This is a genomic window from Burkholderia sp. Bp8998, assembly GCF_003854235.1.
GTDB lineage: Bacteria > Pseudomonadota > Gammaproteobacteria > Burkholderiales > Burkholderiaceae > Burkholderia.
The window spans coordinates 18960-34156 of record NZ_QTQF01000013.1; the positions used below are offsets into that span (position 1 = coordinate 18960).

The 15197-nt window shown below is 67.8% G+C and carries 17 protein-coding genes; 6 read left to right on the forward strand and 11 right to left on the reverse strand.

The annotated features are described in order from the left end of the window. From DIE06_RS15000 to DIE06_RS15005, 3 genes are read left to right on the forward strand one after another with little or no spacing between them, the layout of a single operon-like run. Nucleotides 1-219 carry a ribbon-helix-helix protein, CopG family gene (locus DIE06_RS15000; RefSeq protein ID WP_124662089.1) on the forward strand — a complete coding sequence of 73 codons (219 nt, stop codon included), beginning with the start codon at nucleotides 1-3 and terminating at the stop codon, nucleotides 217-219. After that, on the forward strand, nucleotides 213-389 hold the full coding sequence (locus DIE06_RS38280; protein WP_185733408.1) for a hypothetical protein: 177 nt from the start codon (nucleotides 213-215) through the stop codon (nucleotides 387-389). The genes DIE06_RS15000 and DIE06_RS38280 overlap by 7 nt, the downstream gene beginning before the upstream one ends. Further along, nucleotides 383-748: a type II toxin-antitoxin system VapC family toxin gene (locus DIE06_RS15005; protein WP_124662090.1), complete on the forward strand. Its 366-nt coding sequence runs from the start codon at nucleotides 383-385 to the stop codon at nucleotides 746-748. Before DIE06_RS38280 ends, DIE06_RS15005 begins: the two co-directional genes overlap by 7 nt. 81 nt (nucleotides 749-829) lie before the next feature. Here DIE06_RS15005 and DIE06_RS15010 read toward each other — a convergent pair whose 3' ends face one another. Genes DIE06_RS15010 through DIE06_RS15020 form a run of 3 tightly spaced genes read right to left on the reverse strand, consistent with a single transcriptional unit; the run spans nucleotide 830 to nucleotide 3804 of the window. Continuing rightward, nucleotides 830-1531 (reverse strand): aspartate/glutamate racemase family protein, encoded by a 702-nt coding sequence (locus tag DIE06_RS15010; protein ID WP_124662091.1) that lies wholly within the window; start codon nucleotides 1529-1531, stop codon nucleotides 830-832. Nucleotides 1532-1541: 10 nt separating this feature from the next. Further along, a complete protein-coding gene (locus DIE06_RS15015; protein WP_124662092.1) occupies nucleotides 1542-2846 on the reverse strand; it encodes a dicarboxylate/amino acid:cation symporter in 1305 nt (434 codons plus the stop codon). Between the two features lies 1 nt (nucleotide 2847). Next, entirely contained in the window at nucleotides 2848-3804 is a 957-nt protein-coding gene (locus DIE06_RS15020; RefSeq protein WP_124662093.1) for an ABC transporter substrate-binding protein, read from the reverse strand. 320 nt (nucleotides 3805-4124) lie between these two features. On the opposite strand from DIE06_RS15020, the gene ahpC reads away from it, so the two are divergent. Continuing rightward, entirely contained in the window at nucleotides 4125-4688 is a 564-nt protein-coding gene (gene ahpC / locus DIE06_RS15025) for an alkyl hydroperoxide reductase subunit C (protein ID WP_006488685.1), read from the forward strand. 125 nt (nucleotides 4689-4813) lie between these two features. Continuing rightward, the gene (gene ahpF, locus DIE06_RS15030) at nucleotides 4814-6412 is read left to right on the forward strand and encodes an alkyl hydroperoxide reductase subunit F (RefSeq protein ID WP_124662094.1); all 1599 of its coding nucleotides are present in this window, start codon (nucleotides 4814-4816) and stop codon (nucleotides 6410-6412) included. Between the two features lie 114 nt (nucleotides 6413-6526). On the opposite strand, the gene DIE06_RS15035 is transcribed toward ahpF, so the two are convergent. From DIE06_RS15035 to DIE06_RS15055, 5 genes are all read right to left on the reverse strand, one after another. Further along, complete coding sequence (locus DIE06_RS15035; RefSeq protein WP_124662095.1) at nucleotides 6527-7363, reverse strand: extensin; 837 nt, start codon at nucleotides 7361-7363, stop codon at nucleotides 6527-6529. 202 nt (nucleotides 7364-7565) lie between these two features. Continuing rightward, entirely contained in the window at nucleotides 7566-8120 is a 555-nt protein-coding gene (locus DIE06_RS15040; protein ID WP_124662096.1) for a carboxymuconolactone decarboxylase family protein, read from the reverse strand. A gap of 25 nt (nucleotides 8121-8145) precedes the next feature. Further along, on the reverse strand, nucleotides 8146-9480 hold the full coding sequence (locus tag DIE06_RS15045; protein WP_124662097.1) for an aspartate aminotransferase family protein: 1335 nt from the start codon (nucleotides 9478-9480) through the stop codon (nucleotides 8146-8148). Between the two features lie 15 nt (nucleotides 9481-9495). After that, nucleotides 9496-10545, reverse strand: coding sequence for a C45 family peptidase (locus DIE06_RS15050; RefSeq protein ID WP_124662098.1), 1050 nt, complete (start codon nucleotides 10543-10545; stop codon nucleotides 9496-9498). A gap of 400 nt (nucleotides 10546-10945) precedes the next feature. Continuing rightward, entirely contained in the window at nucleotides 10946-11320 is a 375-nt protein-coding gene (locus DIE06_RS15055; RefSeq protein WP_124662099.1) for an MAPEG family protein, read from the reverse strand. A 303-nt stretch (nucleotides 11321-11623) separates the two neighbouring features. Between DIE06_RS15055 and alr the strand changes: the two genes are divergently transcribed. Next, nucleotides 11624-12745 carry an alanine racemase gene (gene alr, locus DIE06_RS15065; RefSeq protein WP_124662101.1) on the forward strand — a complete coding sequence of 374 codons (1122 nt, stop codon included), beginning with the start codon at nucleotides 11624-11626 and terminating at the stop codon, nucleotides 12743-12745. Between the two features lie 172 nt (nucleotides 12746-12917). On the opposite strand, the gene DIE06_RS15070 is transcribed toward alr, so the two are convergent. From DIE06_RS15070 to DIE06_RS15080, 3 genes are all read right to left on the reverse strand, one after another. Beyond that, complete coding sequence (locus DIE06_RS15070; RefSeq protein WP_124662102.1) at nucleotides 12918-13712, reverse strand: enoyl-CoA hydratase; 795 nt, start codon at nucleotides 13710-13712, stop codon at nucleotides 12918-12920. A 101-nt stretch (nucleotides 13713-13813) separates the two neighbouring features. Further along, nucleotides 13814-14179 (reverse strand): response regulator, encoded by a 366-nt coding sequence (locus DIE06_RS15075; protein ID WP_060238818.1) that lies wholly within the window; start codon nucleotides 14177-14179, stop codon nucleotides 13814-13816. 36 nt (nucleotides 14180-14215) lie between these two features. Beyond that, a complete protein-coding gene (locus DIE06_RS15080) occupies nucleotides 14216-15184 on the reverse strand; it encodes a chemotaxis protein CheX (protein ID WP_124662103.1) in 969 nt (322 codons plus the stop codon). Nucleotides 15185-15197: the final 13 nt, after the last annotated feature.

Here is a 15197-nt window from a genome sequence, read left to right on the forward strand (position 1 = left end):
ATGAGCCGTATCCTGATCGATCTGTCGAATGGCCAGCTCGACGAACTGGCCGCCATCGTCGAGACTGAGCAACGCCCTCGCGCCGCGATCATTCGCGATGCGATCGACGCGTATATCGCGCAACACAAGCGAGCGCACGCCGATCACGTATTCGGCCTGTGGCAGGATCGCGCGGTCGACGGGCTCACCTATCAGGAGGCACTGCGTTCAGAATGGTAAAAGCACACATCGACACCCCCAGCGCGGCCAGGCATCCGGGCCGCGCGCTTCCGGCCGGCGCCTGCCTCGTGCCGCACCGGTCGCCGCATGCCGACTCCGTGTTCGGTCTCTGGAAAGCGCGTGCGCTCGACGGGCTCGCCTGGCAGGAGGCCCTGCGCGCGGAATGGTAAAGGCACTCTTCGACACCAACATCCTGATCGACTATCTCGGCGGCGTGGAATCCGCGCGCGCGGAGCTGGCCCGCTACGACTACCGGGCAATCAGCATGGTGACCTGGATGGAAGTCATGGTCGGCGCGACGGCCAGCGACGATGCGGCGATCCGCGCATGGCTCTCGTCATTCGACATCATCCCGCTCGACAGCATGGTGGCGAACCGCGCCGTCACGATTCGCAAGGAACGTCGCATTCGCCTGCCCGATGCGATCGTCTGGGCATCGGCGCAAGTGAACGGCCTGCTGCTCGTATCGCGCAACACGAAGGATTTTCCCGTCACCGAACCGGGCGTCCGGGCGCCGTATCAGATCTAGCGCGAGCGGCGTCCGTCATGCGTGGCGGCATCCGCACGGCCCGCCGTCGCCGCGCGTCACACCGCCCGCCGTCGCCGCGCGTCACACCGCCCGCCCCCATCCGCGCTCGGCCGCATAGGCGATCGTCGCGCGCGCCAGCTCCTGCGTGCTGTCGATCAACGCGAACGGCGCATCGCGCAACGCACCCGCGGCGATCGGGATTTCCGTGCAGCCCATCACCGCCACACCCACGTCCCGCCGCGCGAGCGTCGCGAGCGCGCGCGTCAGGCACCGCGCCGACGCATCGATCTTCCCCGCCTTGACGGCCGCGATGCACGCGACGATATCGCGCTGCGCGGCCACGCCCGGCATCACCGGCTCGAAACCGCGCGCACGCAGCGCCGCCTGGTAGAGGCCCGACACCAGCGTGCCGCCTGTCGCAAGCACCGCGACGCGCCGCACGCCGGCCGGCAACGCGGCCACCGACGCATCGACGATATGCAGGATCGGCACCGCGCTGCGCTCGCGCAGCGGCGCATACCAGTGATGCGCGGTATTGCACGGGATCGCGATCACGTCGACGCCGCAGCGGTTCAACAGCGCAACGCCGTCGAGCAGCGCCGGCAGCGGATCGGTCCCGCCGTCGACGATCGCGCGCACGCGATCGGGCGTCTGCGTCAGGTTCGCGACGATCATCGGCAGATGATCCTGATCGCAGCGCGCGCGCGTCAACCGGATCACGCGATGCATGAAGTCGACCGTGGCCAGCGGTCCCATTCCGCCCAATACACCGATGAGTGCCATGATGCCTCCTTCACGCGCGCGACGGCCGCGCACAGATCGCGGATACGACGGCCGAGTTGCCGATCACCAGCAACAACGTCCGCAAGATCTCGCAGAACGGATCGACTGCCACGAACAGCACGAACGCGGCCTCGAACGGCAGGTGCAGCGCCGCGCAGGCCATCCCCGCGAGCGACACGGTCACGACGCCCGACGTACCGGTCGATGCAAACCCGGCCAGCACCGACGCCACCAGCAGGACACACAGCTCGCCGGGGCCGAGCGGGCGCTCGTAGAGTTGCGCGACGAACAGCGTCGCGCTCGCGTAATAGACCATCGGCCCGACGCGCAGCAGCGACACGGCGAGCGGCACGACCAGTTCGACGCGCGCCCGCGCAAAGCCGAATCCGTCGGCCAGGCACTCGATCATGCTCGGCATGCAGGCCACGCTGCTGCGCGTGGCGAGCGCCATCGCGAACGGCGTGCGCAACCCGGCGAGCGTCTCGGGCAGCGTCGCGCCCGAGCGCTTCCAGATCACGACGATCGCCGCCGCGATCAGCACGAGCGCGACGACGACGAACGCCACGACGAAGCGGACCATCGCCTCGAGCGGCCCGAACCCGGACGTGCCGATCTGCGCGGCGCCGCCGCAGAACAGCACGATCGGCGTCGGATACGCGAGCCAGTGCATGATCTTCTGGCACGTGAAATAGACGGTTTCCAGCGTCTGGCTCAGCGCCGCCGAGATGCTCGCCGGCACACGCCCCGACGCGAAGCCGAAGAACAGCGAGAACACGAGCGCCTTCAGCGTGTCGCCGCTCGCGAGCGCCGCGAAGAAGTTGCCGGGCACCAGCGCGATCAGCATGTCGGCGAGGCCCGACGACTTCTCCGCGGGATCGGCGCCGTACAGCGTCATCACCGTGTCGCTCGCCGCGCCGTCGCTGCCGACCAGCGCGCCGAACGCCTTCAGCGTCTCGTTCGACAGATGCTCGCCCGGCCGCATCGAGACGAACACCACCGCGCCGGCCACCACGACCAAGACCGACACGCAGCCGAAGATCGCGATCACGCGCATCACGAGATTCGACGCGCTGCCGTCGCGCAACAGCCGCTGCAGGCTGAAGATCACGGCGGCCGTCATGAAAGGCAGCGCCGTCATCTTGAGCAGGCCGACGTACACCTGACCCACGTAGTCGAACTTCGGCGCGGCGGCCGGCCACAGCGCGCCCGCCACGATCCCGAGCGCGAGGCTGCCGAATACCGTCAACGGATGGATCGCCAGCGCATGCAGCCGCTCGATGCGTGGCGTGATCCTGATGTTCTCGTTCATGTTCATGTCAATGCCCCATCGCATCGAGCAGGGATTTCACGTCGAGCCGCTTGTTGCGCTCGGCCAGGAACTGGTTGACGAACGCGAGCAGCGTCTGCGCGGATACCGGCACGCCGACGGCGATCGCATCGGTCAGGTCGTCGAATGTCGCGACGCGCAGCCGGATCGGCGCGGTCGGGCTGTCCTGCATCATCAGCTTGATCGCGAGTTCGTCGCGATACACGGCCGATACCGCGCCGGCGTTCAGCGCATCGAGCGCCGCCGGCCAGTCCGGATAGATGCGTACCCGCGCGGCCGGGAAATCGTTGCGCACATAATCGGCGTAGGCCGAGCCCTCGGCGACGCCGATCGTGCCGCGGTAGTCGCGCACGACTTCCGGCAGCGGCCGCCCTTTCGCGAGTTCCGCAAAGCTGACGCGGTTGATCAGCAGCGCGCGCCGCAGGCTGATGTACGGCGTGCTGAAGCGGATCACCTGCGCCCGCGGCAACGTGCGAGACAGCTTGCTGATCGCGACGTCGGCCTGCCCGGTCGCGACCAGACGCACGACGTCGTCGAAAGTGCGCGCATCGCGGTCGAACTGCACGGACACGCCGAGCTTTTTCGCGAGCGCGTCGGCAAGATCGATGTCGACGCCCGCCAACGCGCCGTTGCGCGACATGAAGAACGGCGGCTGATCGACGCCGAGCACCGCGACGACGAGCGTGCCGCGCGTGACGATGCGGGCGAACTCGGGCGCGAGCAGCCGGCCGCCGGGCATCCGCACGAGCCCGGTCGCCGTGGTGGCGGGCGCCGCCGGCACGGCCGGTGCGGAGGCATCGAAGGCCAGCGCCGGCGCGGCGCACGACACGGCAATGAGTGCGCAGGCCGCGCCGCGCAAGTGCCGATGCCGGCATCGGCGCACGGGAAGGATGTCGCGGAACCACGCAGGCAGCGCGCGCACCGCGCGTCCGGAAAAGAGGTTCATGGCGCTCTGGGACGGAGAGTGTCGATCGACCGCGCTGCCGTTCGTGCCGAACGCGCGCCGGGCCCGTGCGCGGGGCGCCGCGCCGTCGCCCGGCACCGCGTCCTCCCGCACGCCCAATGTGTCAGAAGCGCCCTCCGGCCGAAATCCGCCGAAAGGCCCGGCCCGAATGCCACGGGCCGTCCGGACGGCCCGCCGCAACGGGGGCCGGAAGCAGATAGAAATTCCCGATGCCGCGGATTGAAACAAGCAATTTCCCAAACCAAGGGTGAACCCGGATACTGGGAACACTTCATCAACACCCACGCAAAGGAACTCGCAAGATGCCGATCATCAACACCCAAATCAAGCCGTTCAAGGCAACCGCTTACCACAACGGCGATTTCGTGCCCGTGTCCGAAGAGAACTTCAAGGGCAAGTGGTCCGTCGTCGTGTTCTACCCGGCCGACTTCACGTTCGTCTGCCCGACCGAGCTGGGCGACCTCGCCGACCGCTATGCGGAATTCCAGAAGCTGGGTGTCGAAATCTACGGCGTGTCGACCGATACGCACTTCACGCACAAGGCATGGCACGACACGTCGGACACGATCGGCAAGATCAAGTACCCGATGATCGGCGACCCGACGCTCACGCTGTCGCGCAACTTCGACGTGCTGATCGAGGAAGAAGGGATGGCGCTGCGCGGCACGTTCGTGATCAACCCGGAAGGCGAGATCAAGCTGTGCGAAATCCACGACAACGGCATCGGCCGCGACGCAGGCGAACTGCTGCGCAAGGTGCAGGCCGCGCAATACATCGCGGCGCACCCGGGTGAAGTGTGCCCGGCCAAGTGGACGCCGGGTGCGGAAACGCTGACCCCGTCGCTCGACCTGATCGGCAAGATCTGACGATCGCGCCGCGCGCCTCGCACGAGCCGCGCGCGTCACGCGAATGCGGGCCGCCTTGCGCGGCCCGCACCCTCCTCCGGCACGACGTGCCCGACCAGCATCATCAATACGGAATCCGAAACGCCATGCTCGACGCCAATCTCAAGAACCAACTGAAAGCGTACCTCGAAAAGATCACGCGCCCGATCGAACTCGTCGCGTCGCTCGACGACAGCGCGAAATCGCAGGAACTGCTTGCGCTGCTGAACGAGATTGCGTCGCTGACGTCGCGCGTGACCGTGACCGAACGCCGCGACGACGCCGAGCGCAAGCCGTCGTTCTCGATCGGCGAACCCGGCAAGCCGGCCGGCATCCGCTTCGCCGGCATCCCGATGGGCCATGAATTCACGTCGCTCGTGCTCGCGCTGCTGCAGACGGGCGGCCATCCGATCAAGCTCGACGACGACGTGATCGAACAGATCCGCGCGCTCGACGGCGACTACGCGTTCGAGACGTATTTCTCGCTGTCGTGCCAGAACTGCCCGGAGGTCGTGCAGGCGCTGAACGTGATGTCGCTGATCAACCCGCGCATCCGCCACGTCGCGATCGACGGCGCGCTGTTCCAGAACGAAGTCGAGGCGCGCCAGATCATGGCCGTGCCGACGATGTTCCTGAACGGTGAATCGTTCGGCCAGGGCCGCAACAGCGTGAAGGAAATCCTCGCGAAGCTCGACACGGGCGCCAGCGCCCGCGCCGCGAAGTCGCTCGAGAACAAGCCGGTGTTCGACACGCTGATCGTCGGCGGCGGCCCGGCCGGTGCGGCCGCCGCGATCTACTCGGCGCGCAAGGGCATCGCGACGGGCGTCGTCGCCGAGCGTTTCGGCGGCCAGGTGCTCGACACGATGGCGATCGAGAACTTCGTGTCGGTGCAGGAAACCGAAGGGCCGAAGTTCGCCGCCGCGCTCGAGCAGCACGTGAAGCAGTACGACGTCGACATCATGGACGTGCAGCGCGCCGACGCGCTGATTCCGGGCGACGTGCATCAGATCCGCCTCGCGAACGGCGCTGTGCTGAAGGCGAAGACGATCGTTCTCGCGACCGGCGCGCGCTGGCGCGAAATCAACGTGCCGGGCGAGCGCGAATACCGCAACCGCGGTGTTGCGTACTGCCCGCACTGCGACGGCCCGTTGTTCAAGGGCAAGCGCGTCGCGGTGGTCGGCGGCGGCAACTCGGGCGTCGAGGCCGCGATCGACCTGGCCGGCATCGTGAAGGCCGTCACGCTGATCGAATACGGTGCGCAACTGCGCGCGGACGAAGTGCTGCAGCGCAAGCTGCGCAGCCTGCCGAACGTGACGATCGTCACGCAGGCGCAGACGACCGAGCTGACCGGCGACGGCAGCAAGCTGAACGGGCTCGTCTACAAGGATCTGCGTTCGGGCGAAACGAAGCGCGTCGATCTCGAAGGCGTGTTCGTGCAGATCGGCCTCGTGCCGAACACCGAATGGCTGAAGGGCGCGATCGAACTGTCGAAGCACGGCGAGATCGTCGTCGATGCGCGCGGCGCGACGTCGGTGCCGGGCGTGTTCGCGGCCGGCGACGTGACGACGGTGCCGTTCAAGCAGATCGTGATCGCGGTCGGCGAAGGCGCGAAGGCATCGCTCGGCGCGTTCGATCACCTGATCCGGCAAGACGCGACGCCGGCGACGGCCGACGCGCCGCGGGCCGAAGAAGCGCTCGCCGCGTAACGCGCGACGCGCCACACAGGTTCGTCTCTCTTGGCCCCGCATGCCCTGGTCGGCGTGCGGGGTTCTTTTTCATCCGGTGTCGAGCGGCGCCGCGCGAGCGCGGCGGCTCCCTTCTCACTGGCTTACGCCGGGTCCGGCATTCGCCGGTGCGGGTGCCTTGAAGCTGCTCGACTGCCTGACGAGTTGGTCGGTCATCGCGGCAGCCGTCGCATTCGCGCCCGCCGACGTGTGCTGCCGAGCGGCGCTCGGCGTCGCCACGTATTGCGGCGGCGGCAGCGACGGATCGAGCTTTGCCGATTCCCGCACGAGCGCAGCGGTTTCAGGCGTTTCCGATTTCATGACGGGCGTGGCTGCCGCGTGCCGCTCGAGCCCGTCGCGCTTGCGCGCCGCGCGATGCGTCGGCTGATCCGCCTGCTGACTCGGCCGGGCCGCCTGTGCGGCCTGGACCGGTGGAGTCGATTGCGCCGGCTGAGCCGGTTGCGCCGCTTGTACCGGCGCTGCTTGCGCCGGCGCTTGCACCGGTTGCGGGGGCTTGGCCTTTGACGGGGTCGCATCCTCCGGCTCGACCGTCACGACGTGGACAGTCGGCGGCGGCGCAGTCGGTTTCGCCGGTGGTGCCGGTGCGGCGATGACCGGCGCGACTGCAGCGGATGCCGGCGCCGCGCTCGTATGCGCAGCGGCCGCAGGGGGTGGCGGTACGGCCGCGTGTTGCGGCACGGCCTCGTCCACATGCACGGACGGGACGGCAACGGGCGCTGGCGGCGCGATCGTGCCTTGCGCGGTGTGGCCGTCGTTCGCCGCGGTGACGGCGACGACAGGTGCTGCGGAATCGCCAATGCCGGCCTCCGCGATCGCGCGGTGGTCCGCACGCAGAAGCATCACGTAGCCGGTGCCTGCCGCGGCAACCAGCAGTCCGCCGGCGATCATCAATGTCTTACGGGTACTAGTCATGCTTGCTCACCGATCTTATCGACGTGAACAAGCCATCATACGCGTGCGTTCGCGCTTGATCCCGCACGAATACAATTGGTTGCATTGACGTCGACCCCAAGACCGACGAGGCCACCGCGGCCGTACTACACCGCGCCGCCCTATCGTCAGACAGTTCGACACTGCTCGCCCCACTCCTCAGATGCAGACGCACATGCGACGATTACTCCGGAAACGGTAGATCAGTCTGTCCGTCCGCGCGCATGCCGAACGTGTTGAGCGTCATCGCCACGAGCGCGTAATAGCCGAGCAGCGCGACGAGGTTCACGACGGTCTCGTGGCCGAAACGCGCCTGCGCGCGCGCGAACGTCGCATCGCTCACGCGCCGCGTGTCGTACAGCTCGGTCGCGAATGCATGGATCAACGCATCGTCGTCCGATTCGAACGCCGGCGTGACACCACGCCGGATCGCGTCGGCCGTCGCCGCCGGCACGCCGGCATCGAGCGCGATCGGATGGTGGATGTGCCACTCGGCCTGCGAACGCCAGCGCGCGGCCGTCACGAGAATCGCAAGTTCCGAGAGGCGCAGCGACAGGCCGGTGCGATAGCGGCAGAATGCGCCGAGCCGTTGCGCATGCTGCGCGAGCTCGGGGCTCGCGATCCAGCCGAGGAACGGCCCGTTCAGGTTGCCGCGCGGGCCGCTGAGAATCTCGGCGAGCACGGCCTTCTGCTCGTCGGTGGCCGATGCGGGATCGAAGGGAGGCAGTCTGTCTGTCATGGTGAGGATCCGGTGAAATCGTGGTTCACGCGCCGGCCGACGCGAGCGCCGCGTCGATCGCGCCGGACAGCCGCTCGACGATCGTGTCGATCTGCTGCGCGGTGCAGATGAACGGCGGTGCGACCAGGATGTGATCGCCGTGCACGCCGTCGATCGTGCCGCCCATCGGATACACCATCAGGCCGCGCTGCATCGCCTCGCGCTTGACCGCCGCATGCAGCTTCAGCGCGGGATCGAACGTCGCCTTGCTGTCGCGATCGCGCACGAGTTCGACGCCGACGAACAGCCCGCGGCCGCGCACGTCGCCGACGTGCGGATGCGCATCGTACTGCGCGCGCAGCGACGCACGCAGTTGTTCGCCGCGCGCCTTCACGTTGTCGAGCAGCTTCTCTTCGGCGATCACGCGCTGCACTTCGAGCGCGGCCGCGCACGCGGTTGCATGACCGAGATACGTGTGGCCGTGCTGGAAGAAGCCCGAGCCGTCGACGATCGTCCGGTAGATGCGATCGCTCACCAGCGTCGCGCCGATCGGCTGGTAACCCGCGCCGAGCCCTTTCGCGATCGTCAGCAGGTCGGGCGCGACTCCGTCTTCGTCGCACGCGAACAGGTAACCGGTGCGTCCCATCCCCGACATGATTTCATCGAGGATCAGCAGCACGCCGTACTTGTCGCACACCGCGCGAATCTTCTTCAGGTAGGTACGCACGGGCGGCACCGCGCCGGCCGTCGCGCCGACCACCGTCTCCGCGACGAACGCCGCGACGTTGTCCGCGCCGAGTTCGACGATCTTCTGCTCCAGCTCGTCAGCCAGGCGCTGCGCATACGCTTCGTCGGTTTCACCCGCCTGCTGGTCGCGATATGCATAGCACGGGCTCACGTGGTGCGCTTCGATCAGCAGCGGCAGGAACGGCTCGCGCCGCCATGCGTTGCCGCCGATCGCGAGCGCGCCGAGCGTGTTGCCGTGATAGCTCTGGCGGCGTGCGATGAAATGGCGGCGCTGCAATTCGCCCTTCTCGACGAAATACTGGCGCGCGAGCTTCAGCGCGGCTTCGATCGCCTCGGACCCGCCCGACACGAAGTACACGTGTTCGAGCCCGGCCGGCGCGGCCTCGACGAGCCGGTCGGCCAGTTCTTCGGCCACGTCGGTCGTGAAGAACGACGTATGCGCGTACGGCAGTTGCTGTGCCTGCCGCTTGATCGCGTCGATCACGCGCTGGTTGCTGTGCCCGAGGCACGACACGGCCGCGCCGCCGCACGCGTCGATATAGCGTTTGCCGGTCGAATCGATGATCTCGATGCCGTCGCCGGCGACGGCGACGGGCAAGGTGGCGCGCGGAGCGCGATGAAAAACGGTCGTCATGCGTTGCCTCATGGATCAGGACGCGCTGGGCGCGTGCGCGGACGGCACGATACGCGTCGCGAAACGCGGCGTGCCGTGCTGGTGAAGGGTGAAGTCGATCGCGGTGTCGCGAATCGCGAACACGGCGGTCGCCAGCGTGTTTTCGTCGTCGGGGTCGGCCGGATCGTCGCGATAGATCGGCAGTCCTTCCGGTGCGCGGTCGCCGAGCACGCGCAGCAGCGCGGCTTCGTCGAGCGCGTCGATGCCCGGCGTCAGTGCGTCGACGCGCCGCTGGCGATCGCCGGACGATTGCGTGACGATCTGCGCTTCGGCGTCGCAACCCGGATGCACGAGATGGTTCGCGTGGCCGGCGAGATGCGCAACATCGACGACCGAGCAGCGCGCGACGCTCGCCTCGATGCTCAGCAGCCGCGGATCGCCGGTCGCGCCGAGCGTGTGATGAAAGCCGCTCGCGCGCGCATGCGTGCGCAGCACGTCGGCCGCTGCGTCGAGCGACGTCGCGTCGAGCACCGCACGCGCGAGGATCATCCGCGGCACGCCGGCCGCGGGCGTGCGGATCCGCAGGTTGTTGATCGCCTGCCCGACGCCCGCGCGGTTCGCGGCGAACGTATGCCCGGGCAGCGAGCCCGGGTAATAGAAGCTGACGAAACCCGGCTTGCCCCGCGGCTGCACGTCGACCAGCAGGCAGCGCTCGCGCAGGTACGGATCGCCGTCCTCGTTGTGCGCGATCCAGCGCGTGCCGTGAGCGTCGCGCCCGGCGAGCGTCGTGCAGCCGTCCGGCGCGTTGTGGATCAGTTCGCCGCGGCAGTTCCACAGGAAGATGTCCGCCGCCGGCCAGCCGACGCCCGCCGCGATCCCGTCCAGCTCCGCGACGAGATCGGGGTACGCGGCCAGCGCGGCCTGCCGCAGCGCGGCGACGAACGGATGGCCGCGCCAGCGGCGCACGGCCTGCCATGCGCTGCTCTGCCGCATGTACGGCTCGAACACGGGGCGGGCAAGCTCGCCGAGGCGCACGCCGATGTCGAACGGCGTGCCGGCGATGACGGGGGTAAGGGAAAGCGGCATGTCGGGCGCTGAAGTCTGAATCCGATGGTGTGTCGCGCACCGGGACGATGCGCGACACACGATGAAGAATTAGACAACAAAACAACATATGTTGTCAACAATGACAGATATGACAACAATGGATGATGCGACGATCGTCGTTCTGTCACGCTGCCATCGCGGTCGCCTGATGCGAAACCAGCCGCGCATCCCTGCCCTGCCGCGCGATCAGCTCCGCATGCGTCCCCGCCTCGATGATCCTGCGTGCGCGATCACGATGAAATGGATAGGTATCCTGCACGACGAGCGATGTGCCGACGCAGATCGTGGAGCAGCTTCGCGCTGCTGCCGGTACGCGTTGCGCAAGCACACGGAACGCGCTCGGTTCCGGCGAGTCACTGGGTCGTTTCGGATCATCGCGTCACGGCGCCGCGAAGAACAGCGCGACGACGCAAGCCATTCCCGCGAACCACACGAGCGAGCGCAGCGACGCCCAGTTCAGCAGGTACATCAGCGCGTAGACGACACGAATCGCGACGAACCCCATCGCAAGCTGGTCGACATGGTGCGCGTTCGCGCCGTTGTGCCATGCAACCACCAATGCGGCCGTAAACAGTGCCAGCGCTTCCCACGCATTCTGGTGCGCGGCCTGCGCCCGCGCGCGCCAGCCCTCGAGCTTCGCGAGGTACTCGCGCGGCGTGTGGTTGTCGTACCCCTTGCGGGCCTTGGCCAGGAACGTCATCGGGAACGGCAACAGCGCCACGATGAACAGGCACAGCTGGGACGTCGTCGTCATCAAAGTCTCCTCTTTTATGATTACATTGGTCAATGACATGGTCGCGCAGAGCTTAGCATCGCGCCGCGCGGTTCGCGCACCGGTTTTCTAGACGGGAGACTCGGCAATGCAGGCTGGCGAAGGCCGTGGCGACATGGGTCCGGCACCAAACATTCCACCAAATCGCCGACAAATACGTTAATTAAAACTGGTCGAACACCAATAAGATAGCGCTCAACACTGGCTCGGTGCGTTGCCGCGCCAGCCTGCCCACCGGCGCCGCGCCGCCGCGCGCGCCGAACGATTTTCGAGTCGAGCCCGCCCATGCCCCGTCCCATCGTCGCCCATATCCGTCCCGACGCCATCCGCCACAACCTCGACTTCATCCGCCGCACCGCCGCGCAATCGCGCGTCTGGGCCGTGATCAAGGCCAACGCATACGGTCACGGAATCGAGCGGATCTATCCAGGGCTCGCGGCCGCCGACGGCATCGCGCTGCTCGATCTCGACGAAGCCGTGCGCGTGCGGGAACTCGGCTGGGACAAGCCGGTGCTGCTGCTCGAAGGGATCTTCGAGCCGGCCGACGTCGAACTGGCCGATCGTCACCGGCTGACGGTGGCCGTGCACTGCGACGAGCAGCTCGACCTGCTGATCGCCGCGAAGCCTCGGCAGCCGATCGACATCCAGCTGAAGATGAACTCCGGGATGAACCGGCTCGGCTACCGGCCGCACGCATTCCGCACCGCGTGGGAGCGCGCGGCGGCCGGGCCGTCGATCGGCAAGGTCACGCTGATGATGCATTTCGCGAACGCCGACGAAGGCGAAGTCGACTGGCAGCTCGAGCAGTTCGATGCGGCCACGGCCGGGATTCCGGGCGAGCGCTCGACGTCGAATTCGGCGGCCGTGCTGTGGCATCCGCGCGCGCATCGCGACTGGGTGCGGCCCGGTACGATCCTGTACGGTGCATCGCCGACGGGCGCGTCGCGGCACATCGCCGACACGCCGCTGATGGCCGCGATGACACTGACCAGCAAGATCATCGGCGTGCAGACGCTCGAGCCGGAAGAAACGGTCGGCTACGGCCGCCGCTTCACGGCCGACCAGCCGATGCGGATCGGCGTGGTCGCATGCGGCTACGCGGACGGCTATCCGCGCCACGCGCCGACCGGCACGCCGATCGCGGTGGACGGCGTGATGACGCGCGTCGTCGGCCGCGTGTCGATGGACATGCTGACCGTCGACCTGACGCCGTGCCCGAATGCGGGGATCGGCTCGAGCGTCGAGCTGTGGGGCGATCAGGTGAAGGTCGACGACGTCGCGGAAGCCAGCGGCACGATCGGCTACGAGCTGATGTGCGCGCTCGCGCGCCGCGTACCGGTCGTGGTCGTGCCGCCCGGCGCGTCGACGGTGCAGCCGGCGCTGCGCACGGGCAGCTACGGGCGATAACGCCCGACGTGCATGCGGCGGCACGCTCGCGTGCCGTTGCGCGTCCTGATCCGCCTGCGGGCCGCTTGACGTGCGGCCCGTTTGCTTTGGCGGCGCGCAAGGGTCATTGTCGTGGACGCAGGCGTCCGCCATGCGCACGCGCTACCGCCCCGCCGCTACGCTACGCTACGCGCTACGAACGCCACGTCGGCTTGCGTTTCTCCAGGAACGCATCGATCCCCTCGCCGGCGTCCTCTTCCATCATGTTGCGCGCCATCACGTCGCCCGCGAACGCGTATGCGTCGTCGAGCGGCAGTTCGCGCTGCCGGTAGAACATCTGCTTGCCGTAGCGCACCGCCGCCGGGCTCTTCGCGACGATCTCCGCGACCTTGCGCGCGACGGCCGCATCGAGCGCATCCTCGGGCACGGCCTCGTTGACGAGCCCCCACGCGGCAGCCGTCGCCGCATCGACGAAACGCCCGGTGACGAGCATGTCGAACGCGCGCTTCGCCGACACGTTGCGGCTCAACGCGACGGCAGGCGTCGAACAGAACAGCCCGACGTTGATGCCCGACACCGCGAAGCGCGCGGTGTCGGCCGCGACGGCGAGGTCGCACGCGGCGACGAGCTGGCAGCCGGCCGCTGTCGCGACGCCGTGCACGCGTGCGATCACCGGCACCGGCAACGCGCGCATCGCGAGCATCACGCGGCTGCATTGCGCGAACAGCGTGCGGTAATAATCGAGTTCGGGCTTGCCGCGCATCTGCCGCAGGTCGTGGCCCGCGCAGAACGCCTTGCCCTGCGCGGCAAGCACGACGCAGCGCACGTGCGGATCGGCGGCCAGCGAATCGAACGCGTCCTGCAGGCTCGCCAGCATCGCCTCCGACAACGCGTTGAACTGTTGCGGCCGGTTCAGCCGCAGCGTGACGATGCCGTCGCGCACGTCGCGCAACAGGATCGGTTCCTCTGAAGCCGGATTCGAGTCCATGACGTCCCCAATTCGAAAGTGATCGCGGTGCGAGTACGCATCAATATAGTCCAACGGGGAAGTCTGTGGATGCCGGTGCCGGCACCGGCCCGGCCGCGCGGTCAGCCCGCGAGCTTCTTCAGCGCGTCGAGCACCGCGTCGCCCTTGAACGGCTTCACGATCCAGCCTTTCACGCCGGCGGCCTTGCCGCGCTCCTTCATCGCCGGGCTGCTTTCGGTCGTCAGCATCACGACGTTGACCGACGCATTCGCCAGTTCGCCACGGATCTTCTCGACCATCGTCAGGCCGTCCATGTTCGGCATGTTCACGTCGCTGATCACGAGGCGCACGCCGGGCGTCGCCTTGAGCTTCGCGAGCCCGTCCTTGCCATCCACCGCCGTCGCGACGTCGAGCCCGTGATTGCGCAGGAAGCCCGCGACCTCGTCGCGCACCGTGCCCGAATCGTCGACCACCAGAATCTTTGCCATGCCGTATTCCCCTTTCGTTGTTGCTGACTTCAACATTCAAAACAGTTCGAGTTCGCCCGATTCGACCATCGGCCCCACGTCCTGGACGGATTCGCGGAAATCTTCCGGCGACCAGCTGAGGCTGAACACGAAACGCTGGTCGAGCCGCACCGATCGCCCCGATGCAGGATCGGTCATCCGGTACTTGAAACAGAGCTGCGGACAGTCGCCGCCGAACGAAATGAACTTCTGCTTGTGGTTGACGACGAGCGGTACCTGCACCGGATGGCGCGCGAGCGCCTCCGCGTCGCCGAGATAGCGGTTCTTGAACGCGCCCCACACGAGGTTGGTCAGCTCGCCGAGCACGCTGTTCACGTCGCGGAAATCGGGCGCGCGGCCGTCGTCGCGCGTGCCGCCGATCATGTCGAGCAGCGGCTGCTCGCTCGTCTGCAGCAGCATGTAGCCGCGGCACCATGCGCTTTCCAGCGCGATCAGGCTGAACACCTCGCCGAAGATGATCTGGTCGCGGACGATGCACGGCGTGTCGCGCTCGATCGCGAGGCCCGGGAACAGGCTGTCGAGCCGCGCCTCGGTGATCTCCGCGATGCCGCGCACCAGCGCGTTCGGGTAGTCGCGGCCGAACAGGTATTCGTCGATCGCGCGCTTGAGCGGCGTCAGGTCGTCGGCGACGTAGGCCGCGCACGCGACGCGCGCGAGCGCATCGGGCAGCCCGTCGCGCGACGCGTCCGATGCGTTCGACGTGCGGCGCAGGATGATCGGCAGCTCGGGCCGCAGCGCATCGATCTGCGTCGCGATGATCGCGCTTTCGTCCGGCGAGCCGCCGTAGTCCTCGGCGAGCAGGATCGCGCCGAGATCGATGTTCGAGCGCAGCACCTTCAGCAGCCGGTTGCGCCGCACGGTCAGGCCGACCAGGTTGTGCTCGTCGCAGAAGCGCTTGATCGCGGCCGCATGCGCGCGGCTGTCGTCGAGCACGAGCACCTTGCTGACGGGTTGGTCTACGGTCATCTCGGGAAGTCCT